General features: G+C 69.5%; 19 protein-coding genes. 5 read left to right on the top strand and 14 right to left on the bottom strand.

What is annotated here, in order from left to right:
• Positions 1–2: 2 nt before the first annotated feature.
• From RIU97_RS10475 to RIU97_RS10505, 7 genes are all read right to left on the bottom strand, one after another.
• Positions 3–1,181 carry a beta-ketoacyl synthase N-terminal-like domain-containing protein gene (locus RIU97_RS10475; protein ID WP_404955507.1) on the bottom strand — a complete coding sequence of 393 codons (1,179 nt, stop codon included), beginning with the start codon at positions 1,179–1,181 and terminating at the stop codon, positions 3–5.
• Positions 1,178–2,383 (bottom strand): beta-ketoacyl-[acyl-carrier-protein] synthase family protein, encoded by a 1,206-nt coding sequence (locus RIU97_RS10480; RefSeq protein ID WP_404955509.1) that lies wholly within the window; start codon positions 2,381–2,383, stop codon positions 1,178–1,180. Before RIU97_RS10480 ends, RIU97_RS10475 begins: the two co-directional genes overlap by 4 nt.
• Positions 2,384–2,387: 4 nt before the next feature.
• Positions 2,388–2,648, bottom strand: coding sequence for an acyl carrier protein (locus RIU97_RS10485; RefSeq protein ID WP_404955511.1), 261 nt, complete (start codon positions 2,646–2,648; stop codon positions 2,388–2,390).
• 227 nt (positions 2,649–2,875) lie between these two features.
• Complete coding sequence (locus tag RIU97_RS10490; protein WP_404955513.1) at positions 2,876–3,364, bottom strand: 3-hydroxyacyl-ACP dehydratase FabZ family protein; 489 nt, start codon at positions 3,362–3,364, stop codon at positions 2,876–2,878.
• A gap of 47 nt (positions 3,365–3,411) precedes the next feature.
• Entirely contained in the window at positions 3,412–3,786 is a 375-nt protein-coding gene (locus RIU97_RS10495; protein ID WP_404955515.1) for a hypothetical protein, read from the bottom strand.
• 223 nt (positions 3,787–4,009) lie between these two features.
• Positions 4,010–4,777: a recombinase family protein gene (locus RIU97_RS10500; protein ID WP_404955517.1), complete on the bottom strand. Its 768-nt coding sequence runs from the start codon at positions 4,775–4,777 to the stop codon at positions 4,010–4,012.
• Between the two features lie 555 nt (positions 4,778–5,332).
• Complete coding sequence (locus RIU97_RS10505; protein ID WP_404955519.1) at positions 5,333–5,587, bottom strand: LysR family transcriptional regulator; 255 nt, start codon at positions 5,585–5,587, stop codon at positions 5,333–5,335.
• A 437-nt stretch (positions 5,588–6,024) separates the two neighbouring features.
• Between RIU97_RS10505 and RIU97_RS10510 the strand changes: the two genes are divergently transcribed.
• The 3 genes from RIU97_RS10510 to RIU97_RS10520 are packed head-to-tail and all read left to right on the top strand — an operon-like array spanning position 6,025 to position 8,339.
• Complete coding sequence (locus RIU97_RS10510) at positions 6,025–7,008, top strand: ATP-binding cassette domain-containing protein (protein WP_404955521.1); 984 nt, start codon at positions 6,025–6,027, stop codon at positions 7,006–7,008.
• Positions 7,005–7,793, top strand: a complete 789-nt coding sequence (locus RIU97_RS10515) for an ABC transporter permease (RefSeq protein ID WP_404955523.1) — start codon at positions 7,005–7,007, stop codon at positions 7,791–7,793. The genes RIU97_RS10510 and RIU97_RS10515 overlap by 4 nt, the downstream gene beginning before the upstream one ends.
• Complete coding sequence (locus tag RIU97_RS10520; RefSeq protein WP_404955525.1) at positions 7,794–8,339, top strand: hypothetical protein; 546 nt, start codon at positions 7,794–7,796, stop codon at positions 8,337–8,339.
• A gap of 77 nt (positions 8,340–8,416) precedes the next feature.
• Here RIU97_RS10520 and RIU97_RS10525 read toward each other — a convergent pair whose 3' ends face one another.
• From RIU97_RS10525 to RIU97_RS10540, 4 genes are all read right to left on the bottom strand, one after another.
• Positions 8,417–8,884: a nuclear transport factor 2 family protein gene (locus tag RIU97_RS10525; protein WP_404955527.1), complete on the bottom strand. Its 468-nt coding sequence runs from the start codon at positions 8,882–8,884 to the stop codon at positions 8,417–8,419.
• Positions 8,885–8,894: 10 nt separating this feature from the next.
• Complete coding sequence (locus RIU97_RS10530; protein WP_404955529.1) at positions 8,895–9,830, bottom strand: NAD-dependent epimerase/dehydratase family protein; 936 nt, start codon at positions 9,828–9,830, stop codon at positions 8,895–8,897.
• Positions 9,831–9,915: 85 nt separating this feature from the next.
• Entirely contained in the window at positions 9,916–12,714 is a 2,799-nt protein-coding gene (locus RIU97_RS10535; RefSeq protein ID WP_404955531.1) for an AMP-binding protein, read from the bottom strand.
• A 113-nt stretch (positions 12,715–12,827) separates the two neighbouring features.
• Positions 12,828–13,211: a 4'-phosphopantetheinyl transferase family protein gene (locus tag RIU97_RS10540; RefSeq protein ID WP_404955533.1), complete on the bottom strand. Its 384-nt coding sequence runs from the start codon at positions 13,209–13,211 to the stop codon at positions 12,828–12,830.
• Between the two features lie 834 nt (positions 13,212–14,045).
• Between RIU97_RS10540 and RIU97_RS10545 the strand changes: the two genes are divergently transcribed.
• Positions 14,046–14,798 (top strand): DNA-binding response regulator, encoded by a 753-nt coding sequence (locus RIU97_RS10545; protein ID WP_404955535.1) that lies wholly within the window; start codon positions 14,046–14,048, stop codon positions 14,796–14,798.
• 81 nt (positions 14,799–14,879) lie between these two features.
• Positions 14,880–15,683: a LuxR family transcriptional regulator gene (locus RIU97_RS10550; protein ID WP_404955537.1), complete on the top strand. Its 804-nt coding sequence runs from the start codon at positions 14,880–14,882 to the stop codon at positions 15,681–15,683.
• Positions 15,684–15,690: 7 nt separating this feature from the next.
• On the opposite strand, the gene RIU97_RS10555 is transcribed toward RIU97_RS10550, so the two are convergent.
• From RIU97_RS10555 to RIU97_RS10565, 3 genes are all read right to left on the bottom strand, one after another.
• Positions 15,691–16,380, bottom strand: coding sequence for a hypothetical protein (locus RIU97_RS10555; RefSeq protein WP_404955539.1), 690 nt, complete (start codon positions 16,378–16,380; stop codon positions 15,691–15,693).
• A 260-nt stretch (positions 16,381–16,640) separates the two neighbouring features.
• Positions 16,641–17,417, bottom strand: a complete 777-nt coding sequence (locus RIU97_RS10560) for a LuxR family transcriptional regulator (protein WP_404955541.1) — start codon at positions 17,415–17,417, stop codon at positions 16,641–16,643.
• Between the two features lie 139 nt (positions 17,418–17,556).
• A complete protein-coding gene (locus RIU97_RS10565) occupies positions 17,557–18,390 on the bottom strand; it encodes a hypothetical protein (RefSeq protein ID WP_404955543.1) in 834 nt (277 codons plus the stop codon).
• Positions 18,391–18,497: the final 107 nt, after the last annotated feature.

Here is an 18,497-nt window from a genome sequence, read left to right on the forward strand (position 1 = left end):
AGCTACCCGTGATGACCGCCGGCACGGCTCCACCCCCTGATGACCGCGGCGCCGGCGGCGCCCTCGGCGGAGCGGGTCGTGATCACGGAGATCTCGCCGTCGCGGGCCGGTTCGCCACGGTGTCGCGCGAGCAGCGCGGCGACCTGGAAGGCCCCGGTGGCGCTGAACGCCTCGCCGGTGGCCTCCTTGACCCGCAGCCGGGGTACGTCCGTGCCGAGCACGGAGGTGACGGCCGCTTCCTCGGCGTCGTCCAGACGCGGCATGCCGCTCCAGGCCGTTGCCACGGTGGCGACCTCGTCGGGTGCCACCCCGGCACGGCTCAGGGCGCGCCGCAGGCAGGCTTCCAGGCCCGCGGCGAAGGCCCCGTCAGGACCGGGCGGGTCGAAGACGCCGACCTCGACGGCCAGCACTTCGCCGTCCATCGGACGCCCTGCCGCACGCACGTCGTCGGCGCGTTCGAGCACGAACACCGCGGCGCCCTCGCCCGCGGGGAGGTCCCCGCCCTCGACGGACTGCCCGAAGTGCGCGGCCCAGGCCGAGTGCGGGCTGAACTCCTCCACGGAGCCGACCAGGAGCGCGTCGGCGTAGTGGCAGTTGATGAGGTTGCGGCCGTAGCGCAGGGCGTTGTGCATCGCCATGCTGCCGCCGGCCACCGTGGCGTTGGGACCCTTGAGCCCGAACCGGATCCCGGCCTGCCCCGCCGTGCAGTTCATGACGGCGTTGGGGAAGAGCAGCGGGTTGACCAGGTAGGGACGGTCCTGGATGAAGGTGTCCCGGCTGTAGTCGCTGGTCGACTTGGCACTGCCCGCCGTGGTGCCGAGGGTGATGCCGATCCGGTCCCGGTTGCCGTCGTCGACGACGAGGTCGGAATCGGCGAGCGCGGCCTTGCAGGCGACGAGGCCCAGTGAGGTGGCCCGGTCGAAGAACGAGGTGCCCTTGCGGCCGAGGTGGTCACGGACGTTGAAGTCCATGAGCACGTGTGCCTCCTGACGCGGCAGGGGTTCCTCATACATTCCGGAGACGTCGCTCGGGCTCGGGTGCGGGCTCGCGACCGCGGCCGCGAGGGCCTCCGGTCCGAGGCCCGCACCCGACAGGATGCCGAAGCCGGTGATGGCCAGGGTGCCGGTGGCGGCCGTCCCGGGCCCGGAGGCGGCCGCAGTACTGCTGGTTGCGGTCGTCATGACATCCTCCCGAGGATGACGATGGCGTTGTTGCCGCCGAAGGCGAATCCGTTCACCTGGGCGATCCGGACGTCCGCGTCACGGGCGTGATTGGGAACCGGGTCGATCGGGGGCATGTCGGGGTCCAGAGCGTTGAAGTTGATGGTGGGCGGCAGGAAGGACCCGGTGATGCCGAGCACCGAGGCGATGGCCCCGAGCCCGCTCGCAGCCCCCATGGCGTGGCCCAGCATCGACTTGGTCGAGCTGATCGGCGGCGGGTTGTCGCCGAAGACGTCGACCACGGCACTCGCCTCGGTGAAGTCGTTCGCCGGCGTGCCGGTGCCGTGGGCGCAGATGTAGTCGACGTCCTCGGCCTTGATGCCGGCGTTCTTGTGGGCGAGCCGCATGCACGCGGCGATGCTGGCCCGGTCGGGCGCCACCATGTGACTGGCGTCGCAGTTCAGGCCGTAGCCGAGGACCTCGGCGTGGATGCGCGCGCCGCGGGCGAGCGCGGAGTCCAGGCTCTCCAGGAACATCGCGGCCCCGCCCTCACCGGTGATGATGCCGGAGCGGTCCTTGTCGAACGGAGAGCAGGCCTTCTCCGTGAGCGCGCCGAGTCGGTAGAACCCGGCGTGCGACCAGCGGTGCACCGAATCGGCACCGCCGGCGATCATGTAATCCATCTCGCCCGAGCGGATCAGGTCGCTGGCGAAACCGAGGGCGTAGTTGCTGGCCGAACAAGCGGTGGACAGCGTCACCGCGTCGCCGGTGAGGCGCAGTTCGCGGTTGACCGCCTGGGACAGCCTGGCGCTGGACACCTGCTTCACCAGGCCGGCGTCCAGCCCGTCGTACCCTCCGGCGAGGGCGTCGGCGGTGAGCCGCTCCAGTATCTGCGACTCGCCGCCGGTGGTCCCCATGCTCGAACCGGCCCTCGAGGCCGCCAGCACGTCCTCGTCGATCCCCGCGTCCGCCACCGCCAGACGGGCGGCGGACGCCGCGAAGAGACTGGTGCGGCCCCACTCTTCGACAGACAGCCGACGGACCATGTCCTCCGGCCGAAAATCGTGAACCTCTCCGGCCATGAAGTAGGGGAAACCAGTGGTGTCGAAGCACGCGATCGGCGAGACGCCGTTGACACCCTGCCGCAGCGCCTGCTCGTAAGCGGCTGCTCCGATCCCGATGCTCGAGACAGGCCCCAGGCCCGTGATGACTACCCGTCGCATGAGGTCAGCCCAGCCAGCCGGCGCGCTCGGCGAGGATCTCGTAGACCGCGGTCAGGTTGACCATCTTGGGCAGGTCCGACTGCGGGATCTCAACCTTGTACTTCTTCTCCAGGCGGGCGAGGATCTCGATCGCGCGGAGGGAGTCGGCCTCGTGGTCGTCGGCGAAGCTGCTCGTGTCGGTGATCTCCTCCGGCTCGACCTCGAGAACCTCGGCAACGATCTCGCGGATCTCGTCGAGCTGGTCCTGCTTGATTGTGGCTGACATTCCTTTTCTCCCTCTTACAGAAAGGCGAATCCCGCCTTTACGAATTCAGATTAGTACGCCCCACGTCGGCGAATCCAGCCTGCATGGGGGTTCAGAGTTAAGCCGTTCCCCATTTACGAAGGGGTATGGATCGCGTAGCCGAGACCCTTGATTCACACCCATAAAGTTTTCGATGTCCGATTGACAAATCGCTTTGCCGTCGGAATCGATACGTGGAACCGGCCGGGTCAGTGAGGGGCCGCGACTTCCAGCGAAGAGACCGGCCTGACCAGCGTGACCGCCTGGCCGACGGTCAGCAGCAGCTCGCCGTCGACCGAGGAGGTGCCCTGGAAGAACGTCGCTCCCGCCGTCTCCTGAACCAGCTTCACCTCGTGGCGGACCACGTCACCGGGGTACGCGTGTCCGTGGACTTCCACTTCGGACATTCCGCCGAACAGGACGACGTCCCCGTCCGCAGTGCCTTCCGGAGCGCCGTGCGCTCCGAGCAGTGCGGCGCTCTGGCACCAGGACTCGATGACCAGCGCGGTGGGGTAGGAGTAGCTGTCGTCCGCCGCTTCCTCGGGAATATCCTGATACCAGGGCTCATTGCACGTGACGGCCTTGACGGTGGAGATACTCCGGCCCGCCACGACCTCGAGGACCCGGTCCACCAGCAGGATCGGGTATCGGTGCGGGATGAGCGACTTCGCCGTTCCGGGCCCGAATGTGCCGGACATATGCGGCCTGCCTTTCCAATGCGGTTGATCTGTAGGTGCGGGAGCCTCTAGAGCTCCCGGTAGCGCAGACGGAAGGTGGCCGCCTTGACGCCGTCGGCCGTACAGCGCGCGGTCACCGTGCGGAGCGCTCCCTCCCCGGCCGTGTACGTGCAGTCGACGATGACCTCGGCGCCGGGATGCACCGGCGAGAGGAAACGTGTCGACACGATGGCCTCCAGTCCGAGCCTGCGCCCGTGGCCGGCGGCGAACCGCCCCACGGCGCGTTCGGCCAGATCGAGGAGGAACACCCCCGGCAGCAGAGGAAAGTTGGGGTAATGCCCGGCGAACACCGGCGTCTGCGGTTCGACCGCCACGCTCAGCGTGATTCCGGTGTCGTCCAGGCGCTGCAGGGTCTCCCCTGGCAGCAGGGTGACAGCGGACATCGTTACTCCTTCTCTTCGGGGGTGTCGGGTGGGCGGGCGCCGCGGTCGAAGGCGCCACGCGGTCGAGCACGCCATGCGCTCAGGGGCCACGCGGTCGGGGAAGCGGCGCGGTACCACACGCGGCGCGGGCCCGGCGCGGCCCGGGGCACGCGTCGTGGGCACAGGCGCAGCGCGGTCGGAGGCGCGGCGGTTCAGAGGCGCGGCGGTTCAGAGGCGCAGCGGTTCAGAGGCGCAGCGCGCCGCTCACCGACGTGCCCTCGCCGCCGATGGCGACCTTCACGTTCAGGGTGCGGGAGGTGTCGGTGTAAGCCATGTGCAGCCCCAGGGAGCGGAACAGTGCGGCGTGCTCCTCGCCCGGCACATCGGGCAGCGCGTGCAGTCGGACGCCGACGTGGTGGACCACGTGGCGCACCTCGGTCGCGGATACGCCGTGGCCGGTCAGCCGCATCACCCGGGCGGGCGTCCACACCCGCCCCAGCCAGGAGACCAGGGCACCGACGGCTGCCTGCTCACGCATGTAGACGTTGCGGGGATGCTCGACCTGTCCGGCCTGGGCGGACCCGCCGGGGAAGCGGCAACGGTAGTAGTGCTCCCCGTTGTTGCGGGTGCCCTGCATCAGCCGGTTGCACCACGTACAGCGAACCAGCCCCCGCAGGACGTAGGTGCGCTCGGGCGTCGCGGAGGATTCGGCGGCCGTCCGCCGGGCCTCGAACAACGCGGTGACACGGTCCATCACTTCGGCCCGCACGATCGGCGCGAGCCCGGCCGGCTGGCCGACGCCGGCCGCATAGCGCGGGTTCACCAGGATGGACCGTACGGTGCCCTTGGACCACGCCGGTGTACGGTCACCCGCGCGGCAGCCGCGCGCACTGGGGCTGGGAATGCCGTCGGCCGTCAGCCCTTCGGCGATGTCCTGGAGTCCCCGGCCGTCGAGGTACTCGTCGAATATCCGGCGGACCACCACCGCGGCGCTCTCGTCGGGGACGACCACGTGCTCCGTCCCCCCGGGCCCGCGGGATGCGCGGTAGCCGAAGGGAAGACGGCCCCGCAGCCTCGGGGCGCGCGGGGCCGGCACCTGCGCCCCGGACGCACGGAGCTCCGGTGACCGAGTCGAACGTGCCGACGACATGCTCATACCGTCCCTCCGCTTGCCGCTCTCGAGGGGCAAGCAGCGTCTTGTGTGCGTTCAAGAGGGCGCGGGAACGCCCGTGCCCGGCCCGGATGTGATGCGGGTCCACGTTGGCGCTGCCCGCTCTCCCGTCGAGCGCGTCAACGCTAGGCCGGGTGGGTGAGCCCGCCGGATTTCGTGTCCACAAGGTGCCATTCACGGGGTGGACCCCGTTGGGGGCGAGTCCGTGGACGGTGGTGGTCCCCCGTTCGGGAGGCCGTGACAAGGTTGCGGAGACGGAGACTCACTCGCTCCGCTGCCCGAAGCCTGACCGCCTTCGCAGGGCCTGGGCCACTCCAGTTTCAAAGCCTGAAAGCACAGGTGGGGCGAGTGCGCCCCGCGGCCCCGCCCGGGCCGGTGCCCTGGGCGGCGCCGGGGTCAGACGCCGACGACGCTCTTGATGCTCTCGAAGAGGGAGAGCATGGCCCGCGCCGAGGGCAGGATCATGCGGCCCTCACGGGTGAGCCGGGCGCCCGTGGAGTCCCGGTCGAACAGCCTGGTGCCGAGCGTCTGCTCCAGGCACTTGATCTGGTAACTAACGGCCGGCTGGGAATAGCCCAGGTACTTGGCGGCCTGATCCATTCTCCCGATCTCCGCGATCGAGACGAAGGCGCGGAGCTCTCGCTCGTGCATGACCAACTCTCCTCAACTTTGCTGCCCGTGGACGAGAAAGACTCCGTTCCACCGTGTCGTTGCCATTTTCACGTCCGCTGGCATCACTGAGACAGAACGGTGCAGGAAGGTGTAGAGATGTCATCGGCGGTCGCCGGGGGTGTTATAAGTGGCCAGAGGTCCTTCGCGACCCGCGACGGGCCTTCGGTCCGGCGGCGCGGCATTCCACGTCGAGGGCGGAACTGCCCGCCATATCGAAGTATTCACAGTGCGATCGAGAACGCCCTCCGGACTGCGTACCGTCATGCCGATGCCGGCTGATTGCCGGCCAGGCGTGACCGTCACTGACGGCGTCGATCCGCCGGCCTCGCGACCGCGTGCGGACCCGGAGACCGGGATGGGGCTTTCCGTCGCGCTTTCGGTTGCCGCATGTCCCCCAACTGCGCTAGGAGGCCGGCGTGGAGTACGCCATAGAGACTCACGACCTTTCCAAGAGCTACGAACGCCACAAGGCGCTGGACGCGCTGAATCTCGCGGTCCCCCAGGGAACGATCCTGGGCCTGCTGGGGCCGAACGGCTCCGGCAAGACCACCACGGTCCGACTGCTGACGACCCTGCTGCGGCCCGACTCCGGCAGCTGCCGGATCGTGGGCCTGGACGTGGTCAAGCAGGCCAAGGAGGTCCGGCGCAACATCGGCCTGGCGGGACAGTACGCGGCGGTCGACGAGCGCCTGACCGGCCTGGAGAATCTCCGGCTGATCGGTACCCTCTACCACCTGGGCCGCCGCACCGTCCGCAGCCGGGTCGACGACCTGCTGGACCGGTTCAATCTGACCGGCGTGGCGGACCGGCAGGTCAAGACGTACTCCGGCGGCATGCGCCGGCGGCTTGACCTGGCGGCGTGCCTGCTCGCCGATCCGCCGGTGGTGTTCCTCGACGAACCCACGACCGGCCTGGACCTGATCAACCGCATCGCCATGTGGGAGCTGGTGCGCGAGCAGGCCGCCCGCGGAGCGACCGTCCTCCTGACCACGCAGTACCTCGAGGAAGCGGACCAGCTAGCCGACCGCATCGTCGTCCTCAACGGCGGCAGGGCGATCGCCGAGGGCACGCCCGACGAGCTGAAGGTCGGCGTCGGCGGCGAACGCCTGGAGGTGACCGTCGACGATCCCTCGCGCGCCCAGGGCGTCGCACTGGCACTGGGTGAGTGGGGCATGGGTCCGGCTGTCATCGGTGAGGGCGGACGGCGTGTGTCCGTGCCCGTCGACGGCGGTATCGACACGGTCGCCGCCGCGGTCTCGGCGCTCAAGGGCGAGGGCGCTCGGATCGTCGACTTCAGCCTGCGCAAGCCCTCCCTCGACGACGTATTTCTAAGCCTGACTGGGCACGGCACGCGCGCCCAGGATTCGGAGCCGGACCTGGAATCGGAGAATGCGGCATGAGTGAGGTAATAGTCGATGGCTGGGCCTTGATCGGACGGCACATCAGGCATATCCGCCGGGTTCCGCAGAAACTGCTCTCCGTCACCATCATGCCCGTGGCCTTCGTACTGGCCTTCGGGTACGTGCTCGGCAGCGCCATGCAGGTTCCGGGGGTCGAGTATCGCGAATACTTCATGGCGGGTGTTTTCTCCCAGGTCATGATTGCCGGCATGACGACCACCGGTGTGGGAATCTGCGAGGACCTGAACAACGGGCTGATGGACCGCTTCCGGTCCCTCCCCATGTCCCGGTCCGCGGTCCTCATCGGGCGGACCGTTTCCGACCTGCTGCTGTCCGCCATCGCCTGCGTCGTCATGTCCGCGGTCGGTTACGCGATCGGCTGGCGGATTCACGGCGGCTTCTGGAACGCCATGGCCGGCTTCGGCCTGCTCCTCCTGCTGGGATTCGTCGCCATCTGGGGCGGTGCGCTCCTCGGTCTGGCGCTGCGCAGCGGCGAGGCGGTCAATTCCCTCGGGTTCGTGATCGTCATGCCGTTCATGTTCCTTTCGAGCGCCTTCATCCCCCTCAACGGCCTGCCGGACTGGCTCCGCGCGGTCGCCCAGTGGAACCCGCTGACCGCGGTGACCGACGAGTGCCGCCGCCTGTGGGGCAACTCAACCACTGCCAGGGGTGACGGCTTCGCCGCCGAGCACCCCGGCGTGGTGGCCCTCGTGGCCCTGGCCGTGCTGTTCGCGGTGATCGTCCCCGCCGCGGTGCGCAGTTTCAGCAAGGCCACGGCCCGCTGAATGCCTGCCGAGGAGAAGGCTCCGACGCGCCTGGACGAGGTGATGCCGCAATGGCACTTCCGCAAGCGCCGTCACCAGGTGCGCGTCGACGGATCCGGTGAGGCCGTCCTGCGGGCGGTCATCCAGGTCACGTGGTCGGAGGTGCCGCTGTTCAGCTCGCTGCTGCGCGTCGCGTCCTTCGGCCGCGTGCGCCGCGATCCGGACAGGTCGGTGCTGGACGAGTTCCTGTCCAGCGGCTTCGTGGTGCTGAGCCGTACCGACCGGGAGCTGGTGATGGGCGCGGTCTCGGGGAGCGAGCCGTTCCCCGGGGATCAGGGCGGCGACGCGCGGCTGGACTGGTTCCTCGCCTACGCGGAGCCGCAGTCGACCAAAGTCGCCTTCAGCTTTCGGTACGCCGACGGCGTCCTGAGTACGGAGACCCGGGTGTTCGGCGCCGACGAACCGGCCCGGCGGCAGTTCCGCAGGTACTGGACGCTGATCCGGCTTCCCGCCGGGCTCGTCCGCCGGGAGATCCTGCATGCCGTCCGCCGCAGGATCGAGTCGTGACCGCGCCGGCCCGCCGGGTCAGGAATGCGCTCCTGACCCGGCGGGCCGGCCGGTTCTCAGCTCCTGCGGACAGGCCCTCAGCTCTCGATGAGCCGGCGGAAGAGGACGGTGTCGAATATGTCCTCCATCCGGGTGGCGCGGCCGCCGCTCAGGGTCCAGGAGTGTACGAACCTCAGCCGCTCGGTCCGCCCGCTTGCCGACGTGACGTCACGGAACCCGAAGACCACGACGCGGTCGGCCGACTCCACGAACTCCTGCGGATACAGGCGCATGCCCCCCAGGACGGTGGGCACCCGGGCCAGGAACTCCTTGACGCCCTCGTGGCCGAACTTGGTGCCACCCAGCCCGTAGTCGGACATGCCGTCGGGGTGGACCCAGTGCACGTCCGGGGCGAGGACGTCCAGCAGGGCCGCGACGTCGCGGCTGTGGAACGCCTCGTACGCCTTCTGGATCAGCGCGAGATGGGCCGAAGGACCGGTGGCGACGGGGGCCGCCGCCTCGTCGGGGTGCCGCTCGTGGAGCGCGGGGTACAGGTACAGGGACATCGCTCGCTCCTCAGACATGGGCACGCAGGCGTGTGTGGGCGGGGAAGTGGGCTTCGAGGGTACGGCGGATGCCGTCCTGCCAGCCGACCGTGCAGGGGCCGGTCAGTGCCTGGCGCAGGGCCGGGTCGAACTGGTAGGTCTCGCGGGTCACCGGACTCGGTACGAGGTTCGCCTCGACGCCGGTCAGCTCCTCCATGAAGCGGATGCAGTCGGTGATGCCCACCGGCTCGTCGCCGCCCCAGTTGACAAGCCGCGCGGGGGCCTCGGCGGCCGCCCACAGGCGGGGCACCTGGGCCACCAGGTCATCGGTGTGCAGCAGCGAGCACCAGTTCTGTCCGGTGAGGGGGACCGCGATGGGCTCGCCGGCGAGCATGCGCTTGAAGTACAGCATCGGCACGCCGCCGTAACCGCCGGGTCCGTAGGCGATGTTCAGCCGCGCGATGGTGGTGGGAAGGTCCAGCACCTGGGCGAAGGCGCGCACCGCGCCCTCGGCCGCGAGCTTCGCCACCGGGTAGGCGGGCAGCCAGTCGGCGACCGCGTCGACCGGGTCGGTCTCCGTGTAGCGGTGGTCCAGGGACTGCCGGGCGTACACGGCGCCGGTCGACACGAAGAGGAAGGCCTCGGCGTTGCGGCAGTGGGTCATCAGCCTTCCGGCGGCCACCGAGTTGACCTCCATGGCGGCGTTGAAGTCCCCGTCCTCCCCACGGCGTACGGCGGAATGGATGACGTGCGTGAAGTCGTCCGGGACATCGGCGAGCGCCGTGTCCGACAGGTCGTCCATGTCCCAGAACCGGGTCGTGATGGACTGCTCGTTGAGCTCCCGCTCGACGCCCGGCGCGCCGAACCGTCCCAGGCACCAGACCTCGTTGTGTTCGGCCAGCGCCTCGGCCACCGGCCGGGCCACCTGGCCGGTGCCTCCGGTCACGAGGATCTTCTTCCCTCTCATGGCCGGTGTCTGATCCTTCAGGTGTGTGGACATCGATTCCCCCGTGGTGTGCTTCATGTTCGGTACTTCGGTAAGTGTGCGTGTGTCAGTGGTCGTCGTGGCGCAAGTCCGTGGCCGCCTCCGCGGCGGTCCGGTCGGCGTCGGCCAGGGCCCGGTCGAGCTCCGCGCGCAGAATCGCCTGGAAGGAGGCGACGTGCCGTGGGCCCATCAGGGTGTAGTGCTCGCCGGGCACCTCGATGTACCGGTTCGGGCCGGTGGTGTGCTCGTCCCACCGGCGCAGTTCGTTGGCCAGCCAGTCCTCCTTGGTGCCGCGCAGCGGGGTCGCGTAGAAGACGCTGACGGAGGGCACCGTGCCGCTCGGCTCGTAGCTGCGGCCCAGGTCGGTAAGGGAGTCGGCCAGCTCCGCCCAGTCCCAGAACCGTTCGCGGTCCAGGTCGAGGGCGGCCATCCGCTCCGGCGAGGCCGTGTCCATCAGCCGCCGGAGCTGCTCCTCCACGGGCAGGCCCCGCAGCAGGCCCGGCAGCTCCTGTGCCTGCCGCTTGCCGAGCAGCCCCAGGAAGAAGGCCAGATTGGCGGCGGTCTCGATGAAGTCGAGTTCTTCCATCCGGTACTTGATGTGGGGCGGCAGGTTGAAACTGCCGACGAAGTCGACCCGTTCGCCCTGGGAGCGGAGCACCTTGGCCATCTCGAAGGCGACCGCGGCGCCGAAGGAGTAGCCGGCGACGGCGTAGGGGCCGTGCGGCTGCCGTGCCCGGATGGCGTCCACGTAGGAGTCGACCATCTGGTCGAAGGTCACGAAGGGCTTCTCGCCCTCGTTGAAGCCCCGGGCGCGCAGGGCGTAGAACGGCCGGTCGCCCACGAAGTACTTGGCGAGATTGACGAAGACCAGGACCTCGCCGACACCCGGGTGCACACAGAACAGCGGGGTCTTGGTGCCGCTGGTCTGCAGGGGCACGACCGGGTCGTACTCCCTGGGGCCTGGCAGCTCCCGCTCGGTGAGCCGGGCGGCCAGGGCGCGGACCGTCGGCGCCTTCAGCACGGTGATGATCTGTGGACCGCTGCCGCCGAGCCGCTGGGCCAGCTTGCTGCGCAGCCGCAGGATGTCCAGCGAGGTCCCGCCCAGTTCGAAGAAGTTGGCGGTGGCGCCGACGGAGCCGGGGTCGATGTCGAACAGGTCGGCGTAGACCTCCGCGACGGCCTTCTCGGTTGCGCCCTCAGGCGCGGTGTAGCCGCCGAGCATGCTGGCGGTGAGTTCGGCGACGGCGTTCTTCTGCGCGTCGTACGTGCCGGATTCGAGCCGGTCACGCATCAGGGACCGCTGGATCTTGCCGAGGCTGGTCTTGGGGAAGGCGGACTCGGGCAGGGGCAGGACGAGCGCGGGCCGGAATCCCCAGTGGGCGACCACACTGCCGCGGACGGCGGTCAGCACCCGGTACAGCGCGGCGTCGTCGTCCGCCGGGACCTCCGGGTGGAAGGCGATCACCACCTGCTCGGTGTCGGTGCCCGCCGGGCGGACGGGGAAGGCCGCGACGTAGGACCCGGCCACTCCGTCCAGGGTCTCCAGGACGGTCTCGATCTCGTGGCTGAAGTAGTTGACGCCGTTTACGATGACGCTGTCCTTGCTGCGGCCCACGAGCGTCAGCCGGCCTTCGTCGATGCGCCCCAGGTCGCCGCTGCGGAACCAGCCGTCGGCGGTGAACGCGGCACGGGTGGCTTGCTCGTTGTTGTAGTAGCCGCAGGTGAGTACGGGGCCGGTGAGCTGGAGTTCGCCCACCCCGCCCTCGGGGACCTCACGGTCGTCGGGGTCCGCGATCCGGATGCGCACGCCCTCGATCGGGGTGCCGAGGCTGGCGAATTCCCGGCCCCGGTCGATGTCGGGAAAGGCGGCCCGGGAGTAGACGCTGCCCGCGCAGGTCTCGGTCATGCCGAAGGCGGGCCACAGGGCGTCGCGCGCGAGACCGTAGGGCGCGAACGCGTCGAGGAAAGCCTCCCCGGTGGCGCAGACCACGGCCTCGCCGCCGCTGATGATCTGGCGCAGCCGGGACAGATCGAGTTCCTCGCCCGTTTCCTTCAGCCGGCCGGCGGCGGAGTTGACGAGGCCCAGCAGGAAGTTGGGCGTGAAGGTCATCGTCACGCCGTGGCGCGATATGAGCCTCAGGAACTCCAGCGGCTCCCCGAGAACGACCGGCGCCTCCACGTGGAGCTGTCGGCTGCCGGTTGACAGCGGAAGCAGGTGGCACTCCAGGAGGGCGGCCACGTGGTCGAAGGAGACCCAGTTCAACGTGGCGTCAGCGGCGGTGAGTCGGTGGTGGGTGTTCTTGCCGGCCATCGAGGCCACCAGATTGGCGTGGCTGAGCATGACGGCCTTGGAGTGTCCCGTCGAACCCGAGGTCAGCACGAGGACAGCGGTGTCCTGCGGTGCGGCCCTGTGCGGTCGTGCGGGCTCCGTCACGGACAGCTGGTCGAGGCAGAGCGTGAAGAGGCGTTCCACTGGCGGAAGTTCGGTTGCCAGTGATGTGCTGGTGATGACGAGCGGGTGGTCGAGCAGCGTGTCGACGTGGGCCAGCTGGGAGGCCCAGCGCTGGCGGTCACCGCGCAGCGGCGCCATGGGGCACGGTACGAAACCGCCCAGTACGGCCGCCCAGAACGCGGTGATGAACTCCCGGGGCCGCTCGAGGATCAGTACGACCTTGTCCTGGGGCCGTAGTCCCTGGCTGCGCAGGGTGGTGAGCAGCCGCAAGGCGTCGTCCAGCAGCTCGGTGTGGCTCTGGTCGTGGAATCCTGCGCCCGGGCCCTGCGGACAGTAGCGGATGCCGGAGCCGGGATGGCGCTGGGCCGCGTCCAGGAGCAGGTCGGCGACAGTCCGCGGTGCTGCGGTACTCAAGAGGTCTCTCCGTTGCGGTCGTCGTCGAAGGGTGGGATGAAGGGAAGGTGCGTCGTGCCATCGCGGGCGGGCCGGCCTGCGCGACGCCGCAGGAGCCCCCTGGGAGGACGGGGTCAGACGGGATGGACCGTGACGGCCCGGTCCGCGCCGACGGGCAGCGCGACCGACGCGGTCCAGCCTCCGGGGACATCCACGTCCATGACCTGCCATGCCGAGACGGAGCCCAGCGCGTCGGTGGTCACCTGGACCGGGCCCGGGACGCCCGCGTGGGTCTCCAGCTCGGACAGCGTGGTGGTGATGCCGACCCCGACGGCCTTGAGCACGGCCTCCTTACGGGTCCAGCAACGCAGGAATGCGCGCGTGCGAACGGGATCGGGCGTGGCGAGCACCGTCTCGCGCTCGCGCGGACTGAGCACCTTGTCGACCAGCTCCGGGGAACACCGATCGCGGTCCCCTTCGACGTCGACCCCCACGGGGAAGCGGGATACCGCCAGCATGCCCAGCCCAGCGCTGTGGGAGAGGGAGATGTGGATCGGCCGGCCCGAGTCCGGAGCGAGAACGGCGGGCGGGCCGTGCTCTGCGGATCCGCATCCCGGACACGGGTTCCGCCCCAGTGAAATATCGCTGAACGGCAGCTGAAGAACCCTGGCGAGTACGCGGCGCACGTTCGCCCGACAAGTGACGTACTGCGCTGCGGCCGTGGCTGATTTCATTCCCTCGAAACGACCAATCTCTGCACTACTGAGCAGTTTGAGGTCCAGTTGACTGAATGCGTCGCCCGGAATTCGCCACCACCACACGCGAACGCCGGTGGTCCCGATGTCATACGCTGCGGCGAGACGTACGGGTGAGGTCTGTGTGCGGCTTGTCATCACCCCGTCACCGTAGGCAGGAAGGTGCCTTTGGGCACGCCGTTTTGACCTCTACAGGACACCCTCGCCACAGTGAGTGACGAGCGGCAAGCAGCACATGACCGAAACAGTAATCGGAGCTACCGCTTCCGGGTTGCCGCTGCAGCTTACTGACACTGCCCGGAGGGCTCCCTCACGCTGCGAACTCAAGTTCCGCTCGAGGTATTCGCCAAGCGAGATGGGCCGCCCGCAAGTTGACTCAATCTGACTATTCGATCTAGGGTCTGACCGGTTCAAGTTGACTGCCGCTCGCCCAAGATCACCACAGTCCGACTCCTTTAATCTGCAACCAATTACACGAGGCTCGGGGGCACGCGTCCCTGGTGGCCGGCCGGTGCAGAACGCGGGTGCGACAGCAGACTGGACCATGGCAAACTCAACGGGGGATACAGAATGGATGCCGTAGTTGATCGGTTGGAAATGGACACCCCAGGGGGATGGGCGGCCGGGCAACACGCCGCCCACCTGGAGCACGCGCTGCTTCAGGCCCGCTCCCTGATCGAGTCCACTGTCTCGATGCACCGTCAGCGCCTGGTGGTCCCTTCACCGGTCGCGCGCAACAGCACCGCCCAGCTGGGTGATGTCATGGAGCAGCTCATCGCCCGGGGGCGTCACTCCGTCGCGATCGCACTCACCGGACCGGGCGAATTCACGGACTCCGTCCTGCGGTTACTGGGCAAGAGCCCTTCCAGGGCGACGGTTCGGGTGCTGTGCACGGCCGAGGCCACGGAGGTCTCGGCGAACCGGCTCCGCCGGCTCCCGGAACCGCGGCTGGATGTGCGGGTCTCCGACAGTGAGCTGCGCGGCGTCCTCGTGGTCGACGGCGTGGCGGCACTCGTCCCGGCGGATGGTCCCGGGACCGGCGGGCAATTTGCCGTCGTGAACGACGCGGCCGCGGTCCGCGCTCTGGAGCTGCTCTTCGCCGGCGCCTGGTCCGGCGGCCGCAAGCTCGCGGACCACCTGCAGCGCAGCCCCCGCCTGCGCACCGAACTCGTCCGCAGCATCCTGGAGCGGTTGCGCGCGGGTCAGACCGACGAGGCGGCGGCACGCGAGATCAATGTGTCGTTGCGCACCTATCGGCGGTACGTCGCGGAGATCATGCGCGAGCTCGACGCCAACTCCCGCTTCCAGGCGGGGGTTCGTGCGGTGGAGTTCGGTCTGCTGTCTGCGTGACCACGTAGGACCATGGGTCGGTGAGCCGCCCTGCACCTAGGGTGGCTCACCCGCATGAAGGAAATCGGGGGGCGAGAAGACGTGTCCGATCGACGCGAGGACGAACTGGAACAGGCTCTGCTCGAGGTGCAGTCGCTCATCGAGTCGTCCGTCGCCATCCACCGCGACCGCAGTGTGCAGGAGCGGCTCATCACCACGGTGGACATCAACTACAGCACCGTGCTCGACACCGCCCGGGAGCTGATCAACGGGGCCACCCGCAGCATTGAGATCGTCCATGCGCGGCGTCCGAGCGTCTCGGACCAGGCCGCGCGTCAATCGGAGCGGGCGGAGCGGGATCTGCTCTACGGCGCGGCCGAGGGGGTCTGCGTACGCCTGCTGACCATCCCGCCCCTGCTCGACGAGGAATTCGTGCGCGAGCAGTTCGGCAGGGAGAGACCGGTGGCGGTCCGCGTGGCGCGGATGCCCCCGTTGCAGGCGCTCATCGTCGACGGCAGCGCCGCCTTCGTGGTGGCCGAGTCCACGGTCGGGCGCCGGTCCTCCGTGATCCGGGTGCCGGAGGTGCTGCACACCCTCAGCACCTTCTTCCAGAGCGTCTGGAGCGATGCGGTGCCCGCAGGCGAGAGCATCATCTTCGGCGACCGCGACCAGGCCGCACTGGCCCAGCGCATACTCGGCGCCCTGCAGGCCGGGGTCACCGACGAGGTCGCCGCGCGCGAGCAGGCCGTCTCCGTGCGGACCTACCGGCGTTACGTGGCCGAAATCATGTCCCTGCTCCGGGCGAGCTCCCGCTTCCAGGCCGGGGTACGGGCCGCCGAACTGGGTCTGCTCCCGCTCCCCGCGTCCTCAGCGGCCCGGCCCCAGACGGGGCAGCCGGACCGCTGAGCACTCCTCATTCGCAGCCGCGCTGCCAGTTCCACCCGACGAAGCTGTGCTTCAGCTCCACGTCGAAGGTGCAGGTCGCGGTGAAATCGGCGTTCAGCCGGATGTACGAGTGGTGGGCGTTCGCGTACCACTTTCCGGTCGGGTCGAAGATCCCACGGTAGGTGAAGTCGGCGTGGGCCTCGGAGTTCACCGAGGGGCAGAGCGTGGTGCAGTCGTCCTTGCCGCTCGCCGCGTTCAGCGACCAGCCGGCGTTCCACGGCTCGCGGTTCCACTGCTGGGTCGCCGCCGTGGAGGCGGTGGTGACCCGGTTGTCGGCCGTGTTCCAGGTGGAGGCGGTGTACACGCCGGTCATCCGGATGTTGCAGCAGTCGAACATCTCGTTCCAGCTGCGGACCTGGCGGCTGGAGGTCTCGCCGGCCGCCGGGGCCGCCTGGAGGGACTTGCCCGGCTTCGCCGCACCGGAGGCCTCGACGTACTCGACCGGCCCGAGCTCGGGCTTGCAGTCGGGGCCGATGGTGACCTGCTGCCGAACCGCCTGACCGGCCGGCGGTACGGGGAGCTCGCCGGAGAGCCGTACGCCCTCGCAGGACTGCCCGGTCCGGCCCGTGTCCTGGGCGGGAGCCGCGATCGCGGCGCCCCCGGTGAGGGACACCAGTGCGGCGGTGGCGGCCGCGGTCATTGCGATTCGGCGGTTCATTGTTCGCTGATTCCTTCGCTGCATTGAGTACGTGTCGTCGACGGAACGCTGCACTTGGATCACAGCGGCCGTTTCGACGTCGGAAGTCTTTCGGGCGGGAGTTTGCGCACGGCCCCCGGTCTCGCACCCGGTCGGCCGACTCGGGGTACGCGTGGCCGACCGGAGTCAGGAGGTCTCCGTAAGGGACCGGATCCGCGGTCCGGCGGAGCCGAACTCCAGGGCCATTCTGGACAGCACCGGCCTTCCCACCGCAACCACCCTTACAGGAAGCTGCCATTCCTCCCCCCGGGCCCGTCCGCGCGTCCGTCCGCCGTCCCGGCTCCCCGGGAGGCGTCGGGCACGGCCCCGTGCGCTCCCACGACGGGCAGCAGGCCGAGTTCGGCCGCGTGAAGACCGGCCTGGAAGCGGGAGTTCGCTCCGAGGGCCGTCATGATCTCCGCGACGTAGCGCCGGTACGTCCGCATGGACACCGACAACTCACGGGCCGCCAGCTCGTCCGCCATCCCGGCGTGCAGACACCCGAGGATCCGTCCCGCGAACTCCGAACGGGCCCGGTCGCCCCAGTCGATCTGCCCGGGTGCGGGGGCGGCGCCGTTCCACACGGCAGTGAACAGGGCGCGCAGTGCCCCTACCACCCCGGCCCCTCGGGTGACGGACGCCTGCGGCCCGATGGGCGAATCGGCGATCAGCAGAGCGCTCCGGCCGTCCACGATGAGGGAGTCGACCAGGGGGACGCGGGCGATCCGGACATCGAAGCCCCCGCTCGCCGCGGGGTGGTCCAGGCGTTCCCAGAGCCGGTCACGGCCGGGCGCGGACCGGGCGAACAGCAGACGTACGCGGACCGCATCGCCTCGCGCGGCCACCAGCGCCCGCAGGAGTTCGTCGATGTCCCGGGAGCGGGTGGTGTGCTCGGCGAAGGACACGTCCACCGACTGCCGCGCCCGGCCGATAAGTTCCGCGGCCGTGGCGATCACCGTCGTCTCGTCCGGTTTCACCGGAACGACAGATGACGCTTCGGACTCCCTGTCTCGGTGCACGGCAACCATTTCCTCTATCAGGGCACTGACCTCGAGGAGGGGCCACCCGATCTCGTATTCCCTGACGCGTGGATCCGTACGGCCGTCACGGCCCGCGTGTCCCGTGCGCAGCCCTGATGCAGCGATGTACACGGCCGCATCACCCGTGACAGGGCATCAGCCCCAGCTCGACGGCCCGGGCACCTGCCTCGAAGCGTGTGCTGGCATCCAGGGCCCGCATGAGCTCGGCCACATGACGGCGGTAGGTGCGCAGCGAAACCCGCATCGCCCGCGCGCCCGCGTCGTCCGTGAGCCCCGCGCCGAGATGCCTCAGGACCCTGCGCGCCGTCTCGCTGTGCGCACGGTGGCGCAGGCGGTCGTAGTCGGCCAGGGGCACGGCGGTATCCCAGGCGCCGGCGAACATGGACTCCAGCACCCGCACCACGGCGGGACTCCGTAGGGTGGCGCGGCCGCGACCAGTTCTGTCTCCGGGGAGGAACACCACCCTTCCGTCCACGATCACGGCCTCCTGGGACCGGGTCGTCGCCACCCGAATCGAGGACGCCATCCCGCTGCCCGCCAGGGCGCACGCCATTTCGCCATCCGGCGAATTCGACGTGCACAGCAGCCGGATGACGAGCCCCCGCCGGCGCTTCTCGCCGAGGTTCTCCACGGCCGCGATCATGGCCCGCACCTGGTCGCCGCCGTCCGGCAGGACCATGCCGACGGACCACTGGGCGAGGGAGATCAACCGCTCCACTCTGTGGTCCGCGTCCGTCGCCCCACCGCCCGGCGACGGCGGTGTCCACTGCGCCGGGCTCTGCGCGAGTGCGCCGCGCTGGGTGTACATACCCGACTCGATGATCCCGTGCGCCTTGAGCAGGGCGCCTTCCAGGGCATCGAGGCCGGACCCGGCCGCGCCGCGGCCGGGAGCCGCACGTTCTGCGAGGCCCCCCTTGTGCCGGGGACCGGAGGCCACCCACCGACGGTTCACCGCTTTCACCACTTCCCTTCGTTGTCTCTCACCGACCACTGCCCGACGCCCACTGCCCGCTGGCAGCCCCCGGGGGACAAGGCTCGGGAGGGAGGCTAGCCTTCGTA

This window comes from Streptomyces sp. 147326 (genome assembly GCF_045000215.1).
Taxonomy (GTDB): Bacteria; Actinomycetota; Actinomycetes; order Streptomycetales; family Streptomycetaceae; genus Streptomyces.